This window comes from Porifericola rhodea (genome assembly GCF_030506305.1).
Classification (GTDB): domain Bacteria; phylum Bacteroidota; class Bacteroidia; order Cytophagales; family Cyclobacteriaceae; genus Catalinimonas; species Catalinimonas rhodea.
This window is the reverse complement of record NZ_CP119421.1, coordinates 3366461-3391920: the sequence shown is the minus strand read 5'-3', so window position 1 is coordinate 3391920 and position 25460 is coordinate 3366461. Positions and strand designations below refer to the sequence as shown.

The window sequence follows — 25460 nt, the reverse complement described above, 5'->3', positions numbered from 1 at the left end:
ATGTCGGAGCTTCTACAACCCTTCGTACTTAGTCTGGAATTAGCTGGTATTACTACCGTTCTACTTTTTTTGCTAGCTATCCCACTGGTGTATTTAATTTACTTTGCCCAATCAGCAATTAAGCCTTTGTTAAAAGCAGTAGTAAGTATGCCGTTGGTACTCCCCCCTACTGTCTTGGGCTACTACCTTCTCATTATACTTAGACCGGAAGGCTGGTTAGGAAAACTTAGCGATCAACTGTTTGACCTCCGGCTGGTATTTAGCTTTCCCGGACTGGTCATTGGCTCATTGATTTTCAGTTTACCCTTTATGGTTAACCCAATTTTATCCGCCATAGAAAACCTTCCAGCTTCCTACAAAGAAGCTGCCTATACACTCGGTAAATCTCGCTGGAATACGCTATGGCATGTTTTTCTACCCAATGTCAGGTCATCTGTTATTGTTGGCCTGGTAATGACTTTTGCCCATACCATAGGCGAATTTGGTGTTATACTTATGATTGGGGGAAATATACCGGAAGAGACCAGAGTAGCGTCTATTGCTATCTACAACGAAGTAGAAATGCTGAACTTTGACAATGCAAACATCTATGCAACTATACTATTGCTATTCTCTTTCGTAGTTTTATTCTGTGTATACTTTTATCAAAACCGAAGAGTGGAGGGGGTAATATGATTAAAGTCAGGCTGGAGAAAAAACTTTTGGGAAGCGAAGGAAAATTAGCGCTCGATGTGCAGTTTGAAATGCCTGAACATAGCATCTGGGCACTGATGGGCCCTTCAGGAGCAGGTAAAACCAGTATCCTCAAAATGCTGGCGGGCCTTATGCCCCCGGACCGGGGTATTATAGAAGTTGATGGAGAACTATGGTATAGCAGCACCCACCATACATGGCTAAAGCCTCAGCAGCGTAGTATCGGGTTTGTTTTTCAGGACTATGCGCTCTTTCCAAATATGAGCGTAGGTCGTAACCTGAGCTATGCCCTACCCGCTAACTCTTCTCGCGATTTGGTAGGTGAAGTACTGGCCCTTATGGAGCTGGATAAGCTAGCGAAGCAATACCCACAAAAGCTTTCCGGAGGACAGCAACAGCGTGTCGCTTTGGCTCGGGCCATTATACGGCAACCGCAGCTTTTGCTTTTAGACGAGCCTTTTGCTGCCCTGGATAAGTATATGCGCGAAAAGCTTCAGAAAGATATTCTTGCACTTCACCAGAGGTTCAAAACTACAATGCTGTTGGTAAGTCATGATGCTATGGAAGTAGCCCGTATGGCAGAGCAGGTGCTAATTCTGAAAGATGCCAAGGTAGTTCAACAATGTAAGCCCCATGAAACCTTAGCCGTAGTGGCTGATGGTAAATTTAAAGGCGAAGTAATAGAAATAAATACACAGGAAAATTTTTTTATTATGCAGGACGAAAGGCTGAGTGGACTGTTAAAATTTCCTTTACCTCTATCTTACGCCTTTAGTATGGGGGATCGCATTCAGGTTAATGCCGGGCAAATTGTCGTACAGGCTGACTAATCAGAAAAATTCTAATATATTGTCTTTACACAACACTAAAACTATGAACAACAACAAGATGCAGGCTTATTGGAAGAACAACATCAAATACCTGCTTATTTTGCTATCTATATGGTTTGTCTGCTCGTATGGTTTCGGAATTTTACTTGCAGATCAGCTTAACCAGATAAAAATGGGAGGATTTAAACTAGGCTTTTGGTTTGCCCAGCAGGGATCTATCTACATTTTCGTCGTTCTTATTTTTATTTATGTCTGGCTTATGAACCGACTTGACAAAAAATACGAGGTAGACGAAGAATAAATTTCTGTATTTTTACCAAAAACATACCTGAGTATTTGTTTGCAGATTTGCTCAATGAATTTTCTTCATTTACTTTGTTACTGATAATAAATGATTATGCTTTATAGTCAGTATAGCGTAATCTTTATGTATGATTCTCAGTCCGTAAACCCCAGCGCGCATGAGCGAGTCTCCTTCTTCAGGTTCCACAACCTCAAAGTCCAACGACTTTGAAGCACAAATGCAAAAGCAAACAGCATTTCAGTTTATTGAAAATATCAAACAACATCTAAGTGATGGCTACTGCGTCACCGATCAAAACGGTATAATCGTAGATTTCAACGAAATTTTCTGTCATACTTTCGGCTATAAGAGAGAGGAACTGCTTGATAAAAGCTTTATAGAACTGCTTCCGGCAGAAATGAGAGCTTATGCCATTATGTTGCATCATGAGTACCTGGACGGACAGTCTGATGAAAATGCGGCTGAATGGACTTTCCAACACAAAGAAGGTCACCCCCTTCAACTCCGTTCTATTACTTCTCGCATTGTTTCTTCTCAGGATAAGCGCTACAAAATGGAGATTCTGGTGCCTATGCCTCCTCATCAGGCTACAGACCTGGAAGAGCACATTAAAAAGATGCAGCACCAGTTTAAAAATACCCTGCACGAAATAAGTGGCCTTCTGCATCTACAATCTGTTCAGCTACAGTCAGAAGCCAAAGAAGTAGTTACCAACTCTCAGAAGCGTGTGCTGGCCATTGCAATCGCTTTTGAGCTTTTATACAAAGGTGAAGAGCCTGACTCTATTGATCTGGAAGAGTATCTACCTAAACTTTTAGGTCAGTTACAGATTAACTCTAAACTTACTTTTGAGCAGGAGAGTATTTTCTGGCAAGCTAACAGGGCTTATGCATTGGGTATAGTTCTGGTAGAATGCTTTAATAGTATTAAAGAGGAATTGCTGGCTAATCAGAAGATAAAAATAATTGCCAAGCAGGAGGCAGATGAGTTTGTGCTTGAGCTTAAGGTAAAAAATATGCCTAACACACAGTTTCCAGCTTTTAGTAAGCAGTTAATTAATGCGTTAGGCAGACAATTGCAGGCAGATGTAAAGATTGGAGAATCAGCTCAAAATATATTGAGCTTGCGATGTCCTTTATGAAGCTTCTGAGAGCTCCTCACATTTAGATTTTACATGTTGGATTACGTCTTTGAATGCATGATCTATTTGCTGGATAAGCTGTTCTTTGCTTTCTCCGGCAAAGCCTACATTCTCTACCTGGGGTTTAATTTCTTTTAGAAAATGGCTAAGTTCATTAGCTCTTAGCATCTCCAGGTGAGACCCTACATTATGCATTGTTTTACGGAAGCTATGCCCATCATGCTTCTCTATAGCCTCTGTCAGCTTGTTGATGGCTTCCTCAAATTCAAAACACATAATTTGTAGAAAATACTTATACTCTTCCTTTGATTCAAAAACCTCCTCTATATAGGTATAATCTATGTTGATGTTGATTTTCTTCTCAGTATACATAACTTTCATATCTATTCTACACTTCTACACCCCTGCAATTTGAAACCAATATATTTTTTAAAAAAAGCGAAAGCCTGTGTATCTACCACATGTGTGAATATCAGTGAAATGCTAAATTATCCAGCATTACGCATGTTTTTCTCATAATAAGTTTTTGCGAGTAAATACTAAGTATCCCAGGAGGAAATCACCCTTAAATTTAACTATATCAATAATATTTTAAACTATGAAAATTAATTTTAATAGTCACCTAAACAATGTACAGTATTTGAGTTAGAATAGATGTACTGCCTAACACTTTATCTATGCCCACGTACATCTAAGGCAGTATACTAAATACACACAGTATGAAGGAAGAAAGCATTAAAGTAGTGGTAGAACAGCTTAAATCTGACATAGCGGAGATAAGCAAAAACTCTAAAGGAAGCAGAAACGGTGAGCGTTTTAAGTCCACCAGCAAACTCAACCATTTAAGAAAAATCTTAAACTCTATTGAGGATATTAATCAGTCTGTGGAAGAACTGATTGAGGTTCAGCAGAAAAAAAACAGGCAACCTTAAATTTTTCAGTTAGTAAATTTTGCTTCATTTGTTGCTCATATGTTCAGACTTAGAGCGACTTCTTTATCCTGCTTCTGATTTATTGTATATTGGTTAAACACTTAACAACAACCAATAACACTACAATGAATCAATTACAAGCAAAGTCCGAGCGAGAGAGCGGACGCAGAAAATTTGTAAAATCTTCCTTAGCTGCGTTAGCTGGTGTCAGTCTGGTACCTCGCCATGTTTTAGGAGGTCCAAACTTTACAGCGCCAAGCGATAAATTTAATCTTGCCTATATTGGTACCGGCAGACAAGGCCGTGGGGCTCTTTTCCAGAATTTCATAAAGATTCCTGAAGTACAAGTTGTTGCAGCTTGTGATGTAGACAGCCAGAAACTGGAAGCTTTTCAAAAAAAAGTAGCTACCTACTATAGTGAAAATAATGGTAGATCATCTTCTGAAATGATTGATGGTTACAAAGACTTCCGCGAGATGCTGGAACGTAAAGATATAGATGGTGTAATTGTAGCTACACCAGACCACTGGCATGCCCTTACATCTATAGCTGCTGCCAATGCAAAAAAACACGTATACTGTGAAAAGCCTCTATCTCTTACCATTAGCGAAGGACGTGCTATGGTAGATGCCGCCCGCGATAATAATATTGTGCTACAAACGGGTAGCATGCAACGCTCATGGTCAGATTTTCATAGAGCAGCCGAGCTGGTAGCCAACGGCTATATTGGAGACATACAACAAGTGGTAGTAAGTGTAGGTGGCCCGCCCGACGAATGCGAACAAGCTGATGAAGCTACACCTGATTACCTTGACTGGGATATGTGGCTAGGACCAGCGCCCTCAAGAGGATATAGCTCTCATTTTGCCCCTCCTATTACTTGGGATGGCTGGCCTCGCTGGCGCTACTGCAAGTATTACGGTGGAGGACTTATGACCGACTGGGGAGCTCATATGTTTGACATTGCGCAGTGGGCACTTGGCAAAGATCAATCAGGTCCGGTAGAAATTTTACCCCCCGATGGTAAAGATGTTAAAGTGCTTACCTACATCTATGACAATGGCATACCCATGACCAGAGAAGATTTTGGCAAAGGCAATGCCGTTCGTTTTGTGGGTACCGAAGGGACTATAGAAGTTAGTCGTCAGTTCCTGAATGTGCCTGATAACATAAAACATCAGTCTATTGGGTTAAACGATACCCACCTCTACCACAGTGTCAATCACTATCAGGACTGGCTGAACTGCATCAAAACAGGAGAAAAGCCCATTTGCGATGTGGAAATAGGGCATCGTACCGCATCGGTATGTAACATCGGTAACATCGCCTATGAGTTAGGCAGGCCCTTAAAGTGGGACCCTAAAAAAGAAGAGTTTAAAGGTGATAAAGAAGCGAATGCTATGCGCTCCAGAAAAATGAGAGGCTCCTGGAAGGTCTAAACGAATAAATAAAGCTACAGCTCTGCAAATTAATGGGGTATCTGTAGCTTTACCCTCTACTGACTTATATTTAATAAAAAAGCGTAGCTGAGCTACGCTTTACATTTTATATACTAATAAAGCTGTTTAATTTCTCGTTTGTTCTCTCTGAAAGTCTTTATAGCACTGGTTGATAGCCAAAATTACCTGATACTCATTAGGCTGCTCAACAAACAAATCTCTCATACGGCAGTACATCATAAACTTATCCAAAGTATCTTCTTTTAGCCCGGTCACTTTTTCTACTAAAGCACGATTGTATTTTTTAGCAAGCGCATCGCTCTGCTTGGCTTCTGCAATTTTTTGTCTGGCTTCTCTTTCGTAACGAGCTCGCTTATTTAAACGTCCGGCTATAAACGAAACAGGATTAAGCGCATTGGCTTTTACTTCCTTTCTGGGCCCGTAATAAGATCCTGGTATATGGATACCCTGCTTTTCGTTAGGCAGATCGTCCATTTCTAAGATCGCCTTTTTAAATGCGTATTCGTCTTTAAAAGCAAAAATGGTAACGTTCTCCAGGGCATACGTCTGCTCGCTTAAACGGATTTGCAGATCATAATTATCTGTGGTGGCAGTATCGCCAAAATAAAGGTGCTGGGTCTCATGGGCTACTGTAGAAAGTACCAAGGTATCTTTTTTAGGAAATTTAATAAAGAAGAAACCTTCATCATCGCTGATAACTCCCTTGCCAGTTTTAGCTACTGAAATAGTAGCAAAAGGAACTACTGCTCCATCCTTATCTACTATAGTGCCTGACAGGCTAATTGTCTCATCTTTTTGTTCCTGAGCCTGTACCAAAGCTGGCAGGCAAAAAAAGATCAAAACCACAATATAAATATACCTCATAGTCTAGTCATCTATCTAAAAAGCCCAGTCATTACTCCAAGGGCAAACAATCTGGCGAAGCCATCACTTGGACCACTAATTTAAATGAATTTAATCATATTCTCCTACTTGCAGCTTACAATCTGGTTTATTGCAGCTACCTTAAAGAGAAACGAATAAAAACTAAGCTATTGCTTAGCGGACATTCATTTTTAGTGATAGGTGTTTGTTAATATGCCATTGCAAACACTTATACACCCGCTCTGGTTCGTACGTTTATTGACAATTAGCATGCGTCGCTTTGACATAAATTGCCGAATAGGCACTCATTTTTAATACAAAAACATGCTTTTCGCCACATTTCTGACAATCTGTCATTAGATAGGCGCTTGGCATAAGCATTGATAATTTTAGTGTGAAATTGAAATTATAAAACCGAATCAATAAGACATTATGGGAAAAGTTATAGGAATAGACTTAGGAACAACAAACTCCTGCGTCGCTGTAATGGAGGGTAACGAGCCCGTTGTCATCCCGAACAGCGAAGGCGGAAGGACGACCCCATCTGTGGTCGCGTTTTTGGACAATGGTAATGGAGAGCGTAAGGTAGGTAGCCCTGCTAAAAGACAGGCAATTACCAACCCTCATCATACAATTAGTTCAGTAAAGAGATTTATGGGTAAAAAATTCTCTGAAGTATCAGATGAAAGAAAAAATGTCTCTTACGAACTGGATAAAGGAAGTAACGATACTATCCGAGTAAAAATAGGCGATCGCCTGTATACTCCTCAGGAGCTTTCTGCAATGATACTTCAAAAGATGAAGTCAACCGCTGAAGACTACCTTGGAACTACCGTAAGCGAAGCAGTAGTAACTGTACCAGCTTACTTTAACGACGCTGAACGTCAGGCTACTAAAGAAGCAGGTCAAATTGCTGGCCTTAACGTTAAAAGAATTATTAACGAGCCTACTGCCGCTGCACTGGCATACGGCCTGGATAAAAAAGATAAAGATATTACCATTGCGGTATATGACTTAGGTGGAGGTACTTTTGATATCTCTATTCTGGAGCTAGGTGATGGCGTATTTGAAGTAAAATCTACGAATGGTGATGTACACCTGGGTGGTGACGACTTTGATGGTAAAATCATTGACTGGTTAGCTGAAGAGTTTCTGAAAGACGAGGGCATAGATCTGAGAAAAGACCCTATGGCATTGCAGCGTTTGAAAGAAGCTGCCGAAAAAGCTAAAATTGAGTTGTCAAGCTCTACCAGCACAGAGATTAACCTACCCTACATTATGCCGGTAGATGGGATTCCAAAGCACCTGGTAAGAACACTAAGCCGCGCTAAATTTGAGCAGCTTATTGACGACCTGGTTCGCAGAACCATGGAGCCTTGCAAGAAAGCATTGGATGACGCAGGACTTTCTTCTTCTGAAATTGACGAAGTAATTTTAGTGGGTGGTTCTACCCGTGTCCCTAAAATTCAGGAAGAAGTTGAAAAATTCTTCGGCAAGAAGCCTTCTAAAGGTGTAAACCCTGATGAGGTAGTAGCCGTTGGTGCCGCTATCCAGGGTGGTGTATTCTCAGGAGATGTAAAAGACGTACTTCTTCTAGATGTTACCCCTCTTTCATTGGGTATTGAAACTATGGGTGGTGTATCTACAAAACTGATAGAAGCGAATACTACTATCCCTACTAAAAAATCTGAAGTATTCTCTACAGCTTCTGATAACCAGCCTTCTGTAGAAATTCACGTGCTGCAAGGTGAACGTCCTATGGCGAACCAGAACCGTACCATCGGTAGATTCCACCTTGACGGAATTCCACCAGCTCCCAGAGGTGTACCTCAGATTGAAGTAACTTTTGATATAGATGCGAACGGTATTCTGAACGTATCGGCCAAAGACAAAGGAACTGGTAAAGAGCAAAAGATTAGAATTGAGGCTTCTTCCGGACTTACTGAAGAAGAAATAGACAAGATGCGTAAAGAGGCTGAAGCTAATGCTGAGTCTGACAAGCAGGAAAAAGAAAAAATTGAGAAAATTAATTCTGCTGACTCGCTGATCTTCCAGACCGAAAAGCAGCTTAAAGAGTTTGGCGAAAAGCTTTCTGAAGGCAATAAGAAACCTATTGAAGACGCGCTTGCTGAACTTAAAGAAGCTCATAGCAAACAAGACCTTGATGCTATTGATGCTGCAATGAACAAGCTAAACAGCGCATGGCAAAATGCATCTCAGGAAATGTACCAGGCTGCTGGTGCTGACCAGGCAGGTGCCGCCGGTGGTGCAGCAGGAGGCCCACAGGCAGATGGTGGAGCCGCTGACGCAAGTGCCGATGGCGACGTATCTGATGTAGAGTACGAAGAAGTAGATGACAAAGACAAAAAATAATAGTGTCTAGTTATACCTAATTAATTGAAGCTCCGCTCCGGCGGGGCTTTTTTTATATCATTAGAAATTTATTTTTAAATTATCCATCCAACTACATATTTTTTATATACATAAGCCATTACTGTGAACTACTGTAGCCATTGTGGAAGCGCACAACTTAATTTCAGCATTCCTGAGGGTGATAATCGCGCGCGTTATGTCTGTCAGCAATGTCATACTATTCATTACCAAAACCCCAAATTAGTAGTAGGCTGCCTACCTGTGTTTGAAGACAAAATACTGATCTGCAAGCGTGCAATAGAGCCTAGATACGGTTTATGGAACCTGCCAGCAGGTTATCTGGAAAACAACGAGACGGTAGAGCAAGGCGCTATACGCGAGACCCGAGAAGAAGCCCATGCAAATGTTGAGATCATTCGTTTACACAGCATATACAATCTCCCCCACATAAATCAGGTGTATTTACATTTTTTGGCAAGGCTTAAAAATCATGAATTTTCTTGTGGTAGCGAAAGTCTGGAAGTAAGACTTTTTACCCCCGAACAAATTCCCTGGTCGCAAATGGCCTTTAGCTCCAGTACCTTTGCTCTTAAAAAATATTTAGAAAACACCACGAATCACCCAGGAGTACATATTGGTACATTTTATCCCGAAGATTTCCATAGAAAAAGCCCCAAAAGATAAAATTGTATTTTTTTGTGTTTTCAATAATTTTATGACATCTATTTGAACAATAGGTTTTCCACTCAATCGTGAGAATATCATCAGATAGATTTAAGTAATTTTAACTACCAAAATAATACAATATATATTTATCAATACGTTTTTGTTTTGTTTAGGGCATATTTCTACTGATGTAACTTTTTAAACGATTCGTAAACCAAAAACCCACATCCTATGCGTAAATTTAAACTATTGGAATATTAGTTAGAGAAGAAATCAATATAAGTGCTAACTACTCCATAAAACTTTTGTATGTGCAGCAACATATACACTAAAGCTTACAACCGACTTAAAAAAGCACAATAACATATTGCTTAAGCAATAATTTTTTAATTGTAATTGGGAAGAAGGGTTAAGGATTATCATAATTTTTTCTTATGAGCACGATTTTATACGCCTATCAGAAGCTTCAGGCTTCTATACTATGGGGAATGAAGAATGTAATATTAGATATGAGTTATTTGCAGGAGCAAATACCTCATATCAACGAAGCCAGCTTCTTTATTTTAGGAACTTCATACTGGCACTCACTATCTACCCCCTTGGTTACTATTCTGATTTTATGCCTGCCTGCTGGCCTATGCCTTATATTATCCCATGAAAGAAAATGGAGAAAATTACATTTGTTTCTATTGGTTTTCTTCGTATTTGCCGCTATTAACGGATTCTCATTTGCCCCAGAACCTTTCCTGCCAGAAGTCTCTCAGACTAACCCTATCATCATGACGCTTACAACTTTACTATTTGGTTTGGTGGCCTTAGGCATAGTGGGCGCTTTGCTTAGTAAACTATCTACCCATATCTCTGATCATAAACTAAAAGAGGTAAACGGTCAGCTTAACATTGAAATTCAGGAAAGAAAGAAAGCTGAAGATAGTCTGAAAGAGCATCGGGAGAACCTGGAAAAACTGATACAAGAAAGAACATTTGAGCTGGAAAATACCACCAAGCGCTTAAGAGAAGAGATTAATGAACACAAAGAAGCTCAAAATCAGATTAACCTTCAGACTTCTCTGCTAGAGCAGGTAAACAGTGCTATTATCGCTACCGATCTGCATCATAACATTACTTACTGGAATAAATGTGCAGAACGCCTCTTTGGCTGGACCAGCAGCCAGGTATTAGGCAAGCCTGCTATTGAAGTACTCATTCGAGACGAGCACCGACGCACCGGAAAAAAGTTTATTAGTAAACTAAGTAGAAAAGAGTCCTGGTCTGGCGATTTTACTATTCCTCATCGGCTGGGTAAAAAAATTCCAGTAGAATTGAGCTGCTCCGCTCTGCTGGATAGCGAAGGCAGAAAAATTGGTACTACCTGTGTAGCAATAGATGTAACCAACCACGTGAGGTCGGAACGCAAACTACAGAGAGAAAAGGAAAAGGCGGTTAAACAGGCTCATGCCAAACAGAACTTTCTGGCCACCATGAGCCACGAAATACGTACGCCACTTAATGTGGTAATTGGTATGACACGCCTACTTAAAGATGCTGAGCCCACTCAGCAGCAGCAGGAATACCTGAAGAGTCTGGAGTTTTCTGCCAACCACTTACTAACTATTATTAATGATATACTGGACCTGGCAAAAATTGATGCCGGTAAAATTAAGCTGGAGAAGATTAATTTTGATGTAAACAGCGTGATTGAAGGTGTCAGGAAAGCATTTTCTAATCGTGCTCAGGAAAAAAACATTGACCTGAGAGTAGATCTCGATGAGAACCTGCCCACTCAGCTTTTGGGAGATCAGGTACGACTTACTCAAATACTGAATAACCTGGTAAGCAATGCCCTTAAGTTTACCAACGAAGGCTTTATTACCATTCGGCTTAGAGTAATGCAAGCACATAAGCAATCTATCAAACTTCTATTTGAAGTGAGCGATAGCGGTATTGGTATTCATGAAGATAAACTGGGTCAGATCTTTGAAAACTTTACGCAGGCTCAGGAAGATACTACTCGTAAGTATGGAGGTACCGGCCTCGGGCTTACTATCTGCAAGAAACTGGTAGACTTACAACAGGGCCAGATTAGCGTAAAAAGTAAAGAAGGAATAGGCAGTACTTTTAGCTTTGAACTGGAATACGAGATAGACCAGTCGGCGCAAACAGAAGAGACTTTACAGGCTATTGAAAAAGCTAACTATTCTCTAGATAACGTACAGCTTCTGCTGGTAGAAGATAATCATGCCAACAGAATTGTAGCTTCTAATTTTCTTAGCCGCATGGGAGTCAAAGTTTATTTTGCGGAAAATGGAGAGCAGGCAGTAAGCATAGTGCAGCAAAAGAAATTTGATATCATTCTGATGGATTTACAGATGCCTATTATGAATGGCTATGATGCTACCAGAGCTATTAGGCAATTAGGTGAAGAGTATCAGCAAATTCCTATCATTGCTCTTACCGCAGATGTAGTATCAGATGTTCGCAAAAGGGTACACAGTTCTGGAATGGATGACTACCTCTCCAAGCCCTTTAAACCAGAAGAGCTTAATAATGCTATTGCTAAAAATCTTAAATTATCTATTGAAGTACCTGTAGCAAGCAGCAAAGATGAGGAGGATAATGTCATGACACTTTGTCAGATACTAAACGATTATAGCGACGATACAGAGTTTGTACAAACCCTTTTAAGCTCACTGAGAAGTAGCTTTCAGCATTTATCACAGCAAATTAAAGAAACGACAGAGAAAAGAGATACCTATACCCTTCGTAGAATAATGCACAAACTTCAGCCTTCTATTAAAATGATAGAAAACCAGGAGTTGTATCAAAAACTGGATATGCTTAAGCAGGTGCTTACGCAAGACGAGATTAACGATACAGAAATTCGCCTGCTGCTGGAAGATATTAAGCGTACCTCCAACGAATCGGTAAAATACATTAACACATTGCACGAAAAAGTTGTCAGTTCTGATGCTCCGGCCTAAGTAAAAGTTTGATGCTTTCCGGCTAATTTCGTTAGTTGTGCCTTATATCAACCTAACTAACACCATGAAACTAAGCCAACTCATACTTTGTCTAAGTAGCATCATTTACTTTTCCTGTAATTCGCAAAATGCAGAGAACATGGAGAAGGTAAATGGCGCAGGTCTAGCAAGTAGCAACCCGGCAGCAGAAGGTTTTAACGAAAAGAACTCTGACCCCGAAGCAATAAAAATCGCTGATGAAGTGATGGAAGCTATGGGTGGAAGAGCAGCCTGGGACGAAACCCGTTATCTACGCTGGAATTTCTTTGGCCGCCGTACTCTGCTATGGGACAAAAAGACCGGTGACGTGCGTATTGACGTACCCGCTGATTCCGCTATCTACCTGATCAACGTAAATAATGATGAAGGAAAAGTGCTCGTAAAAGGTCAGGAGCTTAGCACGAACGATTCTCTCCAAAAATATATTGAACAAGGCAAAAAAATCTGGGTCAATGATAGCTATTGGCTGGTTATGCCTTTTAAGCTGAAAGATAGCGGGGTTACGCTTAATTATGTCGGAGAAGATAGTATGCAGAATGGAGCTATGGCGGATGTATTAGAGCTCCGCTTTGAACAGGTTGGCTTTACTCCCCAAAACAAATATCAGGTTTATGTAGATAAGGATGAACGTCTGATTAAGCAATGGGCGTATTACAGCGAAGCTCAACTGGACTCACCCAACTTTATAACCCCCTGGACAGACTACCAGGATTATAATGGTATAAAACTTTCTGGAAACCGCGGAGAGAGAGGGCTCTCAGATATAGCAGTATTTGATTCGGTGCCCAGAGCAGATATCTTTACCCTTAAGCCTTATAGTTATAACTAAAAAAAAACGCACTCTTTAGAGTGCGTTTAGTTCTTTTATATCCTGATAAGAAAACTCAAAATCTATTTCAAAACAGTCTACAAACTCTTTTTTCATGGCTAGCTTCAGCTGGGTTGGGTCTTCACAATAGAAGATAAATGCACCTCCTCCCCCTGCACCACAAATTTTACCTCCATAGGCTCCATGCTGCTTGGCAAAGGTGTACATAGCATCCAGGTTCTCATTGGTACTGGCACGGGCTAGTTGCTTCTGTGCCTCCCAGTTTTCATCCATAATGTTAGCACAGGCCATAAAGTCACCTTCGGCCAGGGCGTACACAAAGCGATATCCACAATCAGAAATCACATCCAGAGCACGTTTACCCTCCTCTGACTGATAATTTTGATACACCTGCTCTACTGCAGACTGAGCATTACGAGAGACTCCGGTATGTAGTAGCAGCAAATTTTTTCTGAATGCTTCCAGCGTATCTTTTGGTACTTCTATATCTAATGGCTTGGCATAGTCATCACTACACTCAAAGCAATGGAATCCACCATAAACAATAGCATACTGATCCTGACGCCCAATTGCCCAATTCAAATCTTTATTTTCTCCGGTAAAAAGGTCTTCGGCTATTTCACTGATGGTTTTATCCTTTGAGTTGTAGTTGCCGTTGCTTATCATTTCAAGCAGCTTAACTGCTGTAGAAGTGCTTAGCCCACTTCCACGGGGGTAGCCGGAGAAATTATAATTACTTCCACGTTTTTCTATAAATGGCATAATAGCCACATTAGAAACATAGCCGGTTTTCCCCTTCATAATGTAGGGGACATCGGCCCAACCACCGGCAAAGTCTATACGGAGGGGCGCTTTAAACGCATAATTAATTTTATTAATGATATCTGTCGTAGAAGTTGGCGATAATTCTGGCGGTACTTCTCTTTTAACCAGCTGAATCTGAATATCCAGTTGGTTGCACAGTTCTTCTTTAAATACCAGCCCTGAGTCATCGTCGTTAAGGACGTATACATCTGGTCGCAGTTCAGAGAGTACTTCTTTACAGTCTATTTTGCCCTCTCCAATATGTGTATCGTTAAGTACAGCAAAATCTACATCTTGTAGTGCCGCGATAAGGTGAACTCTATTGGTTTCAGGGTTAACAGGTCGGTCCGGGCCTTTAAGAGCTCTAAGGGTAGAGTCTCTACCTACCCCTACGACTAAAATATCTCCAAAAGCTTTACACTGGTTGAAGAAGACCGCATGGCCCGACTGTAGTATATCGTAACATCCGGTACAAAAAACTATTTTCTGATCTCTGTACTTTTCACGTATTGCGGGTAGCTCTTTCGCATCCAGCACCTTGGCCTTGATACTATCAAACATAAAAAGGGATTTGCTTCAAAAAGTTACAAAACTACGAAATGTCTCTCAGCCAGAGCATCAATTTTGTATTTTCTTTGTGTAAGATTGTTATATAGTGCTAAGGTAAGGCTTAAATATAGATTTGAGTCTGTAGCGTCCATTGCCCTTTTCTCTGGTCAGATATAATATTGCTCCCCTGCCTGATAAACACTTCGCGAGTGCCGTATTGTAACGTAATCTTAGCGTTTTGCCCTTCTATAAACCAGTTAATACCAAAATCTGTCTGAAAAACATTATCATCCAGGTAGTCCAGATTTTTGGATTCCAGACGAGCAAAAGGTTGCAACTTACCCAAACTGCCAATCAGGTCGCCAGGAAGTAACAAGCCTGCCTGTGTCATCCATATGCTACCCGTACCAAGCAGCGGCTCCGCATTACCAAAGCCATCTACCGACACTGCCTCATCAAAGCCAGCGGGAGCAGCAGTTTGTCCGCTTGCGGTATTCATAATACCTACACTACGGTAATAGTTAGTGCCGTAATTATAGTTATAAAGCACAGAATAAGCAGTAACTGCCATTCCCTGTACTCCAAAAGGATAATCTAAAAAAGCGTCTACCGCCCAGGCTGTATGATCCTGCTTTTCTAATGTAGCATTGGCAGCCAGTATACCACTGGCCTCAGGCTGATGATAAAATCCTGCTCCCAGGTTAAATACTTTTTTGGAGCCAACGTAGGTTTCTGTACGGTAAGGCAAAAGGTTACCTTCTCTCTCCAGAAACTCATAGGCCACATAACCACCCCAGGCAACTTTATCTGATGGTATGTTGACTGCACGCTCCTCATTCACCTGATTAAGCTCACTGTAAACGAAAGGCTTATTCATATGAAAGCGGTAATCCAGGGGGCCTGCCTTACCTTTGGCAAAGATTCCATACTGCCTTCCAAACTGGTCGGTTCTTTCAATATTAGGAAAATTGTATACGGGTAAGTCTACTGTCATAAAACTGGCGACACTGGCATTAGAAAAGCGCGAAACCCCATTCCAAAAGTGTAACCCCATCCCCAGGTCAAGGGAAAAAACATTAGTTTCTTTTGTTAAAGGGTTAACTCCAGGTACTACAGTGTACTGAGTCCAGGCATCATGAAAAAACATCTGCGGCTTTTTGGGTCCCTGACCAGGAGCACCACCATTAATAAATGTCTGATTGTTGATACCAAACTGAGTGAAGATTAAAAAACGGGGAGATATCTGAGAATAGACTGTAGCCCTCGCTCTTCTTACCCCTATATCAAAACTATGCTCTGCCAGTTCTCCATCTGCTCCTACTGTTCCGGGATTATTTTCGGTCCACTTTGCCCAAAACTGATTCAGCAATATTATTCTTATGTATTTGCTACTATCCTGTCCGACAGGTATATGAATTCCTCCCTTGTAAAGGTCTGAACCTTGAGCAAAAGCAGCAGTACTACTGGCAAAAATTGATAGTAAAGTCAGAAAAAATGTTACGCGATGCTTCATAGTAAAGTTTGGTTTCAAAAGTGGCAAATTTATAAAAAATATCATTCAAGGCCTTTATCTAAAATTTTATCTGATTTTAGGAATAGCTAAGTGGTAGCGCTAGCTAAACACGTTTAAATAAATTACTTAGGTACATTTTTAAAAAAGTCCATGAAACGAGAAACTTCTAAATAGCAATCTCTTTACACTTTAGGGGGTAAATTAGGCAATTAAATAGATATTAAGCACACATAACTAGTTATCATACAATACATCAATAGTCATACTTACTTACATTTAAATATTTTTTGCTAGGTATTTGTAATTACTGTATTTGATTATCAGCTAATTAATCAGATGTAGTCATGCATTTACTCAAACTATTAATTTGGACAATACTATTTTGCGCAGGTGTAGAAACTTCATTTGCACAGACCACCTACTACAGTAGATCTAGCGGGGCATGGAATGATCCTAGCAACTGGTCAGTGCTAAGTCATATTGGCCCCTCAGCAGCTTCAACACCCGGCAACAGCAGCACAGATATAGTTATCATTGCCAGCGGACACACCATAGACTTTAATGCAAACCAGCCTGTAAACAGTATCACTATCGCTTCACTTACTGTAGGAGGTACCCTAACAGAAGGCACATTACGCTTTCCTTTCTCTGACTACGATGTTGCGGGGGAATCCCATGACCTCAATCATAATTTTGAACTCAGCGTATTAGGTAGCCTAACTGTAACTGCAAAAGGAGATATACATCTGGAGGAAGGAGGTAGCGGTACACCTGCCTTATCTGGTGCAGCAACAGGCAGAATACATCAGCTAAATATAGGTGGCGCACTAAGCATACTTGGCAATTTTGAGCTTAGTAGTACTGATACTACCCAAAGGTGCGACGTCAAATTTACCGGGGCTGCTTTGCAGGTACTTAGCGGCCTGGCTTCTGTTCATCACCTTACTATTGATGGTGTAGGACTAAGCCTTACCAGTGATCTTAATATTTCAGGAGACCTGACATTAAGCAGTGGGTTGATTACTGCCAATACTTTTACAGTAAATTTCAATGGTACTGAGCCTCAGAATATGACAGGAAATTTTGCCTTTTTCAACCTACGCAAATCAGGTGGTGGTTCACTTACACTTATTGGTACGGCTACTGTACTAGGCAACCTTATCCTGAGCGATGGCCTTATTTATACTTCGGATAGTGATATTATTACAATACTGGGGGCTGGTTCAGTTAGTGGAGGGAGTGATAGCAGCTATGTAGTAGGCCCTTTGGTACATCGGGTAAGTGCCGGTAGTTTGATGACCAAAGTGTTTCCCTTTGGTAGCGGGGATGTTTATCGTCCTATCACACTCAGAGTAAACCTCTTTGGAATTGTAGAAGATTTATTGTACAAAGGGGTACTAAACGAAGGGCCTCCTCCAAGTCGTACCTTGCCTATTGGTATAAACAAAGTAACCGATGTGAGGTATTATACTATCTCTCAACTTACTTTGCTTGAAATTCCTTTTCTGGATAGTGTTATTGCCAGTGTTTCAATTCAATATCAGGAAGATGACTATGTGGCTACGCCTGGTGACCTGAGAATACTCAAAAGCGATGGTGCGGGCAATTGGCTGGATGTAGGTTCGGCGTCTAACTCTTCTTCTCCTTCGGGCTCTTTCTTTAATGGACTCATTAGCTCTAATAACTTCAATACTTTTAGTGATTTTGCGTTATCTTCAAGTTCAGAGAACAATCCTCTACCAGTCAATTTTATAAACTGTGAGGTTCAGGCTGTATACCAAGGTGTGGATGTACGATGGCAAACGGCTTCTGAGCAAAATAACAAATCGTTTACGATAGAAAGATCAGCAGACGCAAAACAGTTTGAGGATATTTATACATTAGCAGGAGCAGGTGATAGTGATACCATCAATACTTACCATTATCTGGATTCCAGCCCTTTAAAAGGACAGAGCTTTTACCGTATCCGCCAGACTGACTATGACGGTACGTTTTCGTATTCTAAAATTCTATCGGCTCACTATTTCTCAAATCAGGCTCTAAATGTGCTCTTTTACCCTAACCCTATAGATGTACAAAAGAGCAGCCTAAGTATTAAGGGAGGGGATAAAGATGAAGTTTTTCTTATCTCTATTGCTACGCTGAAAGGCAAAGTGGTTCATACCCACAGTGTACAGGCAGATCATTCTGGCAGTGTCAAAATTCAGTACAAGGAGCTTTCTTTTCTTTCCAAAGGAGTATATATGATTACCATTAGTGGCAAAAGGAAGCAACTAGTTCGGAAGATAATTGTAGAGTAGGCCAGAGAAACTATCCGCCAATGGTAGACATAGACTCAGAGGCAGGGTGATGAAACTTGCGTTTCTGCTCTGCCTCAAAACCATCTTTAGCTCTTTGCATGTAAGCAGCTTTTAGTGCTTGTGCTAGGCTTTCGTCAGAAGCTCCGCTACGCAATAGATTGCGAAGATCGAGCACACCATCATCATATAAACATGTTTTTAAGGTTCCCTGAGCTGTAAGTCTTATACGATTGCAGCTTCCACAAAAAGTACGGCTAAATGCGGCAATAATCCCCACATCACCTTTAAAGCCCGGCACCTGATAGCTATGAGCGGTTGCATGGGGAGCATCCTGAACTTTCTTAAGACCAGGATAATGCGCTTGCAGTCTCTCCAGAATTTTTCTGTGCGTCCACACCAAAACCGGATAATGGCTACCTTCTCCATTAAAAGGCATTTCTTCAATAAAACGCACTGATACCGGATGCTCGCGGCCCAACTCAGCCAGAGGAATAATATCTTCAGTATTTTTTTCCTCCATGACTACCGCATTTATTTTAGTAGGAATTTGATGAGCCATCAGCTGCTCAAAACAGGCTTTCACTTTTTCAAACTCATCTCTTCGGGTAATCTCCAGAAAACGCTCCCGGTTAAATGTATCCAGGCTAAGATTTACAGAACTGATCCCTAGTGCTTTAAGCTCAGGGATGTAGGGTGTAGTCAGTACCCCATTAGTAGTAATATTGACAGCCTCAATTCCTTGTATTTGCTTTAGCTGTTTTAAGAAATACATGAGGTCTTTTCTTACAAAGGGCTCTCCACCTGTTATGCGTACTTTGGATATTCCCATCCCTGCCATAAGCCTTACCAGGCGTAGCATTTCTTCATAGCTAAGTAACTCCTGTTTGGGTAGGTACCTGATCCCTTCTGCAGGCATGCAGTAGAAACAACGGAGGTTGCAACGATCCGTAACTGCCAGACGCAGATAGGTGATGGGTCTTCCGTGATTATCGTATATAAGATCAGGCATAGGCAACTTTCAATCTAGAGCGTCTACAAATTTACAAAGCTTTGGCACAATTGATAAGCTTATACCAAATAGCTTACCGCTGACTAATAGTAAGATACGCAAAGCTAAAGTAAATGACAGTATACGATCATTTATAGATTAGACGAAAATTTATGATCATTTATTTCGTGTATCTTATGTATCCCTTTAATTTGTAGTCTATGCAACTTAACATTTTATTATTCGGCATTACTAAAGAGATTGTGGGCCAGCAAAACCTAAAAATAGAGCTACCCGAGCAGGCCAGAGTTGGTCAGCTGATGGAAAAGCTGAAAGAGGCTTACCCAAGGCTGAGCCAGCTACAATCTATGCTGGTAGCTGTAAACAATGAATACAGCCAGCAGGAACAGTTACTGCACGAAAATGACGAAATAGCAATTATTCCCCCGGTAAGCGGAGGCTAGGCTTGAGCTACTCATGAATAAACAACAAATTAATATACACCTTAGCGACCAGCCCTTAGATATCAACACCACTCTGGCAGCGGTAAATGACGGAAGCGCCGGTGCCGTAGATGTTTTTATCGGTACTGTCCGTAACAAAACCAAAGAGAAAAATGTAGTACGACTGGAGTACGAAGCTTATGATAGTATGGCTATAAAAGAAATGGAAAAATTAGCACAGGAGACCGCTACTAAGTGGCCGGTAGCCAAAATAGCCATTCATCACCGTAAGGGTATTCTGCACATTGGGGATATAGCCGTTATTATCGCTGTCTCTACTCCACATCGGCAAGAAGCATTTGAAGCCTGCAAATATACGATTGATACTTTAAAAGAGCGGGTACCTATCTGGAAGAAAGAGGTCTTTGAAGACGGAGAAAGTTGGGTAGCCGCCCACCCTTAAGTTATGCCATATATAGATAAGCTCATCATCTACCCTATTAAATCATTGGATGGTGTGGAGGTAGATACCGCAGAAATTACAGAAGGGGGAGCCCTCCACTGGGACAGGGCTATTGCACTGTACAATGAGGCCGGACGTACTGTAAATGCCAAAAAGTATCCTGCTATTCTGAGGGTCAGAGCAAATTTTGATCTGGAAAATCAGGAAGTAAGGCTGCAAAACTCACCCTCTAACTCCGAAACTTTTAGCCTTACCAATGAGCTGGAAAAGTTAGCGGCCTACTTTAGCGATTACTTTGGAGAGAAGTTGAGCATCAGACAAAATATGCAGAGCGGCTTTCCTGACGATGACGAAAATTCTGGCCCTACCCTCGTAAGTCAGGCCTCTTATCTGGAGCTACAACGCTGGTTTCCGACGCTAAGCCTGGACAGCTTTCGAAAAAGATTTCGTGCAAATATAGAGCTGGGTGGGTGCGAGCTAGCTTTCTGGGAAGACCGCCTTTTTGCAGCCCCCGCCCAAGAAGTAGGTTTTCAGCTTGGTGAAGTAGCTTTTTTAGGCAAAAAGCCCTGCGCGCGTTGTACAGTACCCGCGCGTGACCCATATACCGCAGAGAACGATAAAAGCTTTATGACTTCTTTTATTCAGATGCGCGAGCAAACCATGCCTACCTTTGCCAATATAGAGCAATTTAGTCACTACTATCATCTTTGCGTAAATACTGTGCTACCCCCTACCGAGCGGGGAAAAACACTTCAGGTTGGTGATCTTTTCAAATAGCCCTGACTTACCATGTTATTTAAAACACTATCACTATTCACTACATACCAGCAAGATGGTTTAGGCAGGCATTTTGGTATCTGCCCGCTCTTTTAAGTACTCCTCAAAAGTATGTTTACCATAAGCCGGGGCTACCATATCGTGGGTAGTAATGTAGGTAAAGTAGCTTAGTTTATCATACAGGTTTTTGCTAAACAACCTGATAAGTAGCAGGCCAGGCCGAACAATCCACTCCGGTATGTTTACTGTCAGTTTTACGTCCATTGCTTCTGCAACAGTATCCATCACCTCATTCCGGGTATGCACTTCCGGACCGCCTACTTCTACTACTGAGGGGCCGCTCTCCAACTGCTCTACGCAAAACTGAGCAAGATCCTGCGGATGTATAGGGTTAGTCTTATACTTACCACTCCCCGGTGTAATCAGAAAACCCGCTTTTGCCATAATAATCAGGTCATTAAGGCCGGTAAACATGCCTACTGGCTTAATAACGGTATGAGAAATATTCGTATGCATCAGGTTTTGCGCAAACATCTCCTGAGACCAGCCCTGCATTAGCCGGGGAGAACTTTCACTGGCGTAGATAGAAGTATAAACAAAGCGCGGAACTTTGGCTTTTTTAGCTTCTTCCAGTAGGTTCAGGTTCCCTTTAAAATCCACATCAACAAAATTTCCAGGCTCCACAGCAAACATGCTTATACTCATGCCTATCGTAGAAAACACAATATCAATATCATCACATATACCGGAAAGTTGTTCGGGATAGCGGGCATCTGCCAACACAATTTCATCACAGTAAGGTAAAATTTCTTCTCTTTTGGTCTCATCTCGTATATGAGCTCTTACCCAATATTGACCTGACTGATGGATCTGGCTGAGCACCTCCCTGCCCAAAACTCCAGACGCTCCTGCAATAAGTATCTTCTTCACATTGTTATATTTTTAAGAACAACTGTTTTCTTTTAATTAGGTTTTATTTATATAGAACCATAAAGATGAAGGAGCTCTGTGCCGAAAGAAAAGCTTTAGGACAGGCTTATAAGAATAAAACAACTACCCAAAATGAAGCAGGAATATGACAAGTATACAGCGGAAGACTTCCAGGTATGGAACACGCTGTACGAACGACAAATTGTAAACCTCCCCAAAGCGGCTTCACAGGCTTATCTAGGTGGACTCAAGCAGATCAATTTTACGGCTGATAAAATTCCTAATTTTGATGACACCAATGAGATACTGAAGAAGCTTACCGGCTGGCAGATACATGTCGTTCCCGGTCTTATTGATGACGATAAGTTCTTCCAGCTTATGGCAGACTGCCACTTTCCGGCCTCAACCTGGTTGCGTAAGATGAGCCAGTTGGACTACCTGGAAGAGCCCGACATGTTCCATGATGTTTTTGGTCATGTGCCTTTACTTACCAACCAACCCTTTGTAGATTTCCTACAGGCTTTGAGCAAAATCGCGCTTCGCTATATTGACAATGCCTGGGCTATTCACCTTATCTCCAGAGTATATTGGTTTACTGTAGAGTTTGGCCTGATTAGGGAAAACGGTTCATTACGTATTTATGGAGCAGGCATACTTTCTTCTGCCGGAGAGACTAAATACTCACTTAGCGAAGAAGCCCGACAACTACCTTATGATGTAGATGAGATAATGAGTACATCTTATCGTAAAGATGTTTTTCAAACTCAGTATTTTATTATTAATTCATACGAAGAACTTTTCCACTCTACAGATGCGATAGAAGCATATCTGGAAAAGTATGCTGATAAACCTGAACCAAACTTTGCCTGAGATTGAAAAGAATCCATCTGATTTCTAATCCCAGAAACTTGTCCACTGCTCTGATGTACTCCTTTGCCCAACGCAATGATACTCGGGTAGTGGATGAGCCCTTATACGCTTATTACCTTAAGTTACGTCCGGAGGTAGACCATCCCGGCAAAGAAGAGATACTGCAAAGCCAAAGTACCCATTTGCAGGAGGTAATAGACGACGTACTTCTTAAAACATATGACCGCCCTGTTCTTTTCATCAAAAATATGGCTCATCACCTTATAGAGATGGAGACTGATTTTCTACTCTCTATGACTAACCTCTTCCTGATCCGCAATCCCAAACAACTGATTGCCTCTATGGCTAAGGTAATGGAGCAGCCCGGTATGGAAGACATAGGCGCCAGGCAGCAGTACGAGTTGTTTGAGTGGCTAAGCCGTAAGGGACACAAACCTTTGGTGCTAGATTCGGGCGAGCTTCTTAAAGATCAGCATACTGTAATGCCCAAACTCTGCGCTGCTTTAGAAATTCCTTACGAACCCAATATGCTGGAATGGAAACCCGGAGCCTTACCTGAAGATGGAGTATGGTCTAAGTACTGGTACCATAATGTGCATCAGTCTACCGGCTTTAGCCCTCAGCCCAGTTCCAGCCGTCCGCTACCCGAGCACCTGAAGCCTTTGTATGATGAGGCTCTTCCCTACTACAAGGCGCTCTACCAGCATGCGATTAAAGCCTAATACTTTTTCCTGTCTTACTGATTGCACTTTAGATTTACTAACCAGACACCTCAGCTATGTTACAAAAATTTAATCCCCGCAATGCCGAAATCCAGATTTATGTAAAAGACCGGCTCTATCCAAGAGCCGAAGCTAAGGTTTCTGTTTTTGACAGTTCCGTGCAGGGTGGAGATGCAGTGTGGGAAGGTCTAAGAGTTTATAAAGATAAAATCTTTTGTCTGGACCGTCACCTTAATCGCCTACAGGCCTCAGCCAAAGCACTTATGTTTGAAGCCATACCTGACAATACAACTATCAAAAAAGCGATCTTTCAAACTTTGGAAGCAAATGCCATGCGTGATGAAACACACATACGTTTAACACTTACTCGTGGCGAAAAAGTAACTTCAGGTATGGACCCTCGCGTCAATCAGGATGGCTGCTGCCTTATTGTATTGGCTGAATGGAAACCTCCAGTCTACGATAACCAGAAAGGTATATCTGTCATTACCTCTTCTATTGCTCGTAACAGTCCCAAACATCTGGACTCTAAAATACATCACAACAATCTGCTCAATAATATTCTCGCCAAAATACAGGCTAATGTGGCTGGTGCGGATGCTGCTGTTATGCTGGATACTCATGGCTTTGTGTCTGAACTGAATGATACTAATCTCTTTATGGCAATTGAAGGCAGACTTTACACACCGCATGCCGATGCCTGCTTGCATGGTATTACCCGTGGCCTCACTATAGAAATTGCTCGTCAACAGGGGATAGAGGTCATAGAAAAAAACCTTTCGCTTACTGAGTTTTATACTGCCGATGAGGTGTTTGCTACCGGTACTATGGGTGAGCTAACCCCAGTAGGAATGATAGATGGGCGCAAAATTGAAAGTAAGAGCAGTATACAACTGTTGAGCCAGCTCAAAGAAGCTTTTTATGCTCGTATTGATGAGTTGAGTGAGCCTTTACCCTTTTAACCTACCTATCATATTACTTAAATTTTAGTCAAGCGAATCACAAAAAGTATGATTGAAGTCTTTTTTTCGTTTTAGTATAGGTTACTTTTTGCAAGGAGCAGCCTACTAAGGAGAGAGAAACAATCAACCTCTACAAGCATATGACTACACTTCAGTGGGAAGCAGTTTTACCCTTGTACCTAAGCGTGACTTATCTTTTTATGGTGTTGCTTACTGCCTATCTTGGCAGAAAAAGCAATCTGCATTGGGGCATTATCGCTCTGGCAGCCTTGCTCCTAAGCCCGATAGCTGGCTTACTACTCTTACTCATTAGCGGTGAAAGAATGAACTCATACCAGCGTATGGAGCGTCTTAAGCAACTTAGGGAACAGGGGCTACTTAATGATGAAGAATTTAACTGGAAGTACAAACCTGCCAGTCAGTTGGTGCTACGTAAAGAGTTGGGCATACTACGGTATGAGGGAGTACTGACCTATAAAGAATACCGTTCTAAGCTTCGCAAGCTCAAAGAGCAGGGGGATTACGCATTTAGCTAATGTATATGAAAGCAACAATTCAACAGCTGGACAAAGAAGACCTGGATAGTTTTTTTGCTCTGATCCGTGTTTTTAAAGAGGTGTTTGAAATGCAGGACTTTTGTATGCCTTCCCATGAGCACTTACGCAAGTTGCTGCGTGACCCGGACTTTATAGTGTACGTAGCCCACGCTCAACAAAAGGTAGTGGGCGGTTTAACAGCTTATACTTTGCAACAATACTATTCTGAAAAACCTCTTGCTTATATTTATGACCTTGCAGTACTGAAGCCTTATCAAAGAAAAGGCATTGGTAAAGCCCTCATCCAAGCCCTTAATAGCTATTGCAGGGCAGAAGCTTATCAGGAGGTATTTGTACAGGCCGATGAGATAGACACCTATGCACTGGACTTCTATCGCTCTACCCACCCTAGTGAAGAAGAGCATGTACGCCACTTTTATTATAACCTTGAGCCAAAGGTTTAGAAAGCAAGTTACAGCAAATTTGTTTGT

Annotated in this window: 25 protein-coding genes; 19 read left to right on the top strand and 6 right to left on the bottom strand. The window is 41.4% G+C overall.

What is annotated here, in order from left to right:
- The 4 genes from modB (at position 1) to PZB74_RS13905 (ending at position 2968) form a co-directional block, all read left to right on the top strand.
- The gene (gene modB, locus PZB74_RS13920; RefSeq protein WP_302237011.1) at positions 1–675 is read left to right on the top strand and encodes a molybdate ABC transporter permease subunit; all 675 of its coding nucleotides are present in this window, start codon (positions 1–3) and stop codon (positions 673–675) included.
- Entirely contained in the window at positions 672–1523 is an 852-nt protein-coding gene (locus PZB74_RS13915) for an ATP-binding cassette domain-containing protein (protein ID WP_302237008.1), read from the top strand. Before modB ends, PZB74_RS13915 begins: the two co-directional genes overlap by 4 nt.
- A gap of 43 nt (positions 1524–1566) precedes the next feature.
- The gene (locus PZB74_RS13910; protein WP_302237007.1) at positions 1567–1824 is read left to right on the top strand and encodes a DUF4212 domain-containing protein; all 258 of its coding nucleotides are present in this window, start codon (positions 1567–1569) and stop codon (positions 1822–1824) included.
- A gap of 160 nt (positions 1825–1984) precedes the next feature.
- Positions 1985–2968: a histidine kinase dimerization/phosphoacceptor domain -containing protein gene (locus tag PZB74_RS13905; RefSeq protein WP_302237006.1), complete on the top strand. Its 984-nt coding sequence runs from the start codon at positions 1985–1987 to the stop codon at positions 2966–2968.
- Here PZB74_RS13905 and PZB74_RS13900 read toward each other — a convergent pair.
- On the bottom strand, positions 2963–3349 hold the full coding sequence (locus tag PZB74_RS13900) for a hypothetical protein (protein ID WP_302237004.1): 387 nt from the start codon (positions 3347–3349) through the stop codon (positions 2963–2965). The two genes, PZB74_RS13905 and PZB74_RS13900, sit on opposite strands and share 6 nt — an antisense overlap.
- 338 nt (positions 3350–3687) lie before the next feature.
- On the opposite strand from PZB74_RS13900, the gene PZB74_RS13895 reads away from it, so the two are divergent.
- Complete coding sequence (locus PZB74_RS13895; protein ID WP_302237001.1) at positions 3688–3900, top strand: hypothetical protein; 213 nt, start codon at positions 3688–3690, stop codon at positions 3898–3900.
- A gap of 125 nt (positions 3901–4025) precedes the next feature.
- Complete coding sequence (locus PZB74_RS13890; RefSeq protein WP_302236998.1) at positions 4026–5339, top strand: Gfo/Idh/MocA family protein; 1314 nt, start codon at positions 4026–4028, stop codon at positions 5337–5339.
- A gap of 126 nt (positions 5340–5465) precedes the next feature.
- Here the strand turns inward: PZB74_RS13890 and PZB74_RS13885 are convergent, their stop codons facing one another.
- Entirely contained in the window at positions 5466–6224 is a 759-nt protein-coding gene (locus tag PZB74_RS13885) for a carboxypeptidase-like regulatory domain-containing protein (protein WP_302236996.1), read from the bottom strand.
- Positions 6225–6656: 432 nt separating this feature from the next.
- Between PZB74_RS13885 and dnaK the strand changes: the two genes are divergently transcribed.
- The 4 genes from dnaK to PZB74_RS13865 all read left to right on the top strand — a co-directional run bounded on the left by dnaK (position 6657) and on the right by PZB74_RS13865 (position 13112).
- Positions 6657–8597, top strand: a complete 1941-nt coding sequence (gene dnaK, locus PZB74_RS13880) for a molecular chaperone DnaK (RefSeq protein ID WP_302236994.1) — start codon at positions 6657–6659, stop codon at positions 8595–8597.
- A gap of 123 nt (positions 8598–8720) precedes the next feature.
- Positions 8721–9281, top strand: coding sequence for an NUDIX hydrolase (locus PZB74_RS13875; RefSeq protein WP_302236992.1), 561 nt, complete (start codon positions 8721–8723; stop codon positions 9279–9281).
- A 416-nt stretch (positions 9282–9697) separates the two neighbouring features.
- A complete protein-coding gene (locus PZB74_RS13870; protein WP_302236990.1) occupies positions 9698–12244 on the top strand; it encodes an ATP-binding protein in 2547 nt (848 codons plus the stop codon).
- 139 nt (positions 12245–12383) lie between these two features.
- Complete coding sequence (locus PZB74_RS13865; protein ID WP_302236987.1) at positions 12384–13112, top strand: hypothetical protein; 729 nt, start codon at positions 12384–12386, stop codon at positions 13110–13112.
- Between the two features lie 15 nt (positions 13113–13127).
- Here PZB74_RS13865 and PZB74_RS13860 read toward each other — a convergent pair whose 3' ends face one another.
- Positions 13128–14477 carry an adenylyltransferase/cytidyltransferase family protein gene (locus PZB74_RS13860; protein ID WP_302236985.1) on the bottom strand — a complete coding sequence of 450 codons (1350 nt, stop codon included), beginning with the start codon at positions 14475–14477 and terminating at the stop codon, positions 13128–13130.
- Between the two features lie 109 nt (positions 14478–14586).
- Entirely contained in the window at positions 14587–15978 is a 1392-nt protein-coding gene (locus PZB74_RS13855) for a porin (RefSeq protein WP_302236982.1), read from the bottom strand.
- Between the two features lie 344 nt (positions 15979–16322).
- Between PZB74_RS13855 and PZB74_RS13850 the strand changes: the two genes are divergently transcribed.
- Positions 16323–18278, top strand: coding sequence for a T9SS type A sorting domain-containing protein (locus tag PZB74_RS13850; protein ID WP_302236979.1), 1956 nt, complete (start codon positions 16323–16325; stop codon positions 18276–18278).
- A 10-nt stretch (positions 18279–18288) separates the two neighbouring features.
- On the opposite strand, the gene moaA is transcribed toward PZB74_RS13850, so the two are convergent.
- The gene (gene moaA / locus PZB74_RS13845; protein ID WP_302236976.1) at positions 18289–19287 is read right to left on the bottom strand and encodes a GTP 3',8-cyclase MoaA; all 999 of its coding nucleotides are present in this window, start codon (positions 19285–19287) and stop codon (positions 18289–18291) included.
- A gap of 200 nt (positions 19288–19487) precedes the next feature.
- Between moaA and moaD the strand changes: the two genes are divergently transcribed.
- The 3 genes from moaD to PZB74_RS13830 are packed head-to-tail and all read left to right on the top strand — an operon-like array spanning position 19488 to position 20949.
- A complete protein-coding gene (gene moaD, locus PZB74_RS13840; protein ID WP_302236975.1) occupies positions 19488–19730 on the top strand; it encodes a molybdopterin converting factor subunit 1 in 243 nt (80 codons plus the stop codon).
- A gap of 13 nt (positions 19731–19743) precedes the next feature.
- Positions 19744–20172, top strand: a complete 429-nt coding sequence (locus PZB74_RS13835) for a molybdenum cofactor biosynthesis protein MoaE (RefSeq protein WP_302236973.1) — start codon at positions 19744–19746, stop codon at positions 20170–20172.
- 3 nt (positions 20173–20175) lie between these two features.
- The gene (locus PZB74_RS13830; protein ID WP_302236972.1) at positions 20176–20949 is read left to right on the top strand and encodes an MOSC domain-containing protein; all 774 of its coding nucleotides are present in this window, start codon (positions 20176–20178) and stop codon (positions 20947–20949) included.
- Between the two features lie 60 nt (positions 20950–21009).
- Here the strand turns inward: PZB74_RS13830 and PZB74_RS13825 are convergent, their stop codons facing one another.
- Entirely contained in the window at positions 21010–21879 is an 870-nt protein-coding gene (locus PZB74_RS13825; protein ID WP_302236970.1) for an SDR family oxidoreductase, read from the bottom strand.
- Positions 21880–21987: 108 nt separating this feature from the next.
- Between PZB74_RS13825 and PZB74_RS13820 the strand changes: the two genes are divergently transcribed.
- The 5 genes from PZB74_RS13820 to PZB74_RS13800 all read left to right on the top strand — a co-directional run bounded on the left by PZB74_RS13820 (position 21988) and on the right by PZB74_RS13800 (position 25433).
- Positions 21988–22749 carry a phenylalanine 4-monooxygenase gene (locus PZB74_RS13820; protein WP_302242803.1) on the top strand — a complete coding sequence of 254 codons (762 nt, stop codon included), beginning with the start codon at positions 21988–21990 and terminating at the stop codon, positions 22747–22749.
- Positions 22750–22751: 2 nt separating this feature from the next.
- Positions 22752–23471, top strand: coding sequence for a sulfotransferase-like domain-containing protein (locus tag PZB74_RS13815; RefSeq protein ID WP_302236967.1), 720 nt, complete (start codon positions 22752–22754; stop codon positions 23469–23471).
- Between the two features lie 56 nt (positions 23472–23527).
- On the top strand, positions 23528–24433 hold the full coding sequence (locus PZB74_RS13810; protein ID WP_302236965.1) for an aminotransferase class IV: 906 nt from the start codon (positions 23528–23530) through the stop codon (positions 24431–24433).
- Positions 24434–24573: 140 nt separating this feature from the next.
- Positions 24574–24969 carry a hypothetical protein gene (locus PZB74_RS13805; protein WP_302236964.1) on the top strand — a complete coding sequence of 132 codons (396 nt, stop codon included), beginning with the start codon at positions 24574–24576 and terminating at the stop codon, positions 24967–24969.
- 5 nt (positions 24970–24974) lie between these two features.
- Positions 24975–25433 carry a GNAT family N-acetyltransferase gene (locus PZB74_RS13800; RefSeq protein ID WP_302236963.1) on the top strand — a complete coding sequence of 153 codons (459 nt, stop codon included), beginning with the start codon at positions 24975–24977 and terminating at the stop codon, positions 25431–25433.
- The last annotated feature ends 27 nt before the right edge of the window (positions 25434–25460 follow it).

Bases quoted from the DNA above. Each gene is read 5' to 3' on its own strand.
- modB (WP_302237011.1), top strand. From the start codon at position 1: ATGTCGGAGCTTCTACAACCCTTCGTACTTAGTCTGGAATTAGCTGGT.
- PZB74_RS13915 (WP_302237008.1), top strand. From the start codon at position 672: ATGATTAAAGTCAGGCTGGAGAAAAAACTTTTGGGAAGCGAAGGAAAA.
- PZB74_RS13910 (WP_302237007.1), top strand. From the start codon at position 1,567: ATGAACAACAACAAGATGCAGGCTTATTGGAAGAACAACATCAAATAC.
- PZB74_RS13905 (WP_302237006.1), top strand. From the start codon at position 1,985: ATGAGCGAGTCTCCTTCTTCAGGTTCCACAACCTCAAAGTCCAACGAC.
- PZB74_RS13900 (WP_302237004.1), bottom strand. From the start codon at position 3,349: ATGAAAGTTATGTATACTGAGAAGAAAATCAACATCAACATAGATTAT.
- PZB74_RS13895 (WP_302237001.1), top strand. From the start codon at position 3,688: ATGAAGGAAGAAAGCATTAAAGTAGTGGTAGAACAGCTTAAATCTGAC.
- PZB74_RS13890 (WP_302236998.1), top strand. From the start codon at position 4,026: ATGAATCAATTACAAGCAAAGTCCGAGCGAGAGAGCGGACGCAGAAAA.
- PZB74_RS13885 (WP_302236996.1), bottom strand. From the start codon at position 6,224: ATGAGGTATATTTATATTGTGGTTTTGATCTTTTTTTGCCTGCCAGCT.
- dnaK (WP_302236994.1), top strand. From the start codon at position 6,657: ATGGGAAAAGTTATAGGAATAGACTTAGGAACAACAAACTCCTGCGTC.
- PZB74_RS13870 (WP_302236990.1), top strand. From the start codon at position 9,698: ATGAGCACGATTTTATACGCCTATCAGAAGCTTCAGGCTTCTATACTA.
- PZB74_RS13865 (WP_302236987.1), top strand. From the start codon at position 12,384: ATGGAGAAGGTAAATGGCGCAGGTCTAGCAAGTAGCAACCCGGCAGCA.
- PZB74_RS13860 (WP_302236985.1), bottom strand. From the start codon at position 14,477: ATGTTTGATAGTATCAAGGCCAAGGTGCTGGATGCGAAAGAGCTACCC.
- PZB74_RS13855 (WP_302236982.1), bottom strand. From the start codon at position 15,978: ATGAAGCATCGCGTAACATTTTTTCTGACTTTACTATCAATTTTTGCC.
- PZB74_RS13850 (WP_302236979.1), top strand. From the start codon at position 16,323: ATGCATTTACTCAAACTATTAATTTGGACAATACTATTTTGCGCAGGT.
- moaA (WP_302236976.1), bottom strand. From the start codon at position 19,287: ATGCCTGATCTTATATACGATAATCACGGAAGACCCATCACCTATCTG.
- moaD (WP_302236975.1), top strand. From the start codon at position 19,488: ATGCAACTTAACATTTTATTATTCGGCATTACTAAAGAGATTGTGGGC.
- PZB74_RS13835 (WP_302236973.1), top strand. From the start codon at position 19,744: ATGAATAAACAACAAATTAATATACACCTTAGCGACCAGCCCTTAGAT.
- PZB74_RS13830 (WP_302236972.1), top strand. From the start codon at position 20,176: ATGCCATATATAGATAAGCTCATCATCTACCCTATTAAATCATTGGAT.
- PZB74_RS13810 (WP_302236965.1), top strand. From the start codon at position 23,528: ATGTTACAAAAATTTAATCCCCGCAATGCCGAAATCCAGATTTATGTA.
- PZB74_RS13805 (WP_302236964.1), top strand. From the start codon at position 24,574: ATGACTACACTTCAGTGGGAAGCAGTTTTACCCTTGTACCTAAGCGTG.
- PZB74_RS13800 (WP_302236963.1), top strand. From the start codon at position 24,975: ATGAAAGCAACAATTCAACAGCTGGACAAAGAAGACCTGGATAGTTTT.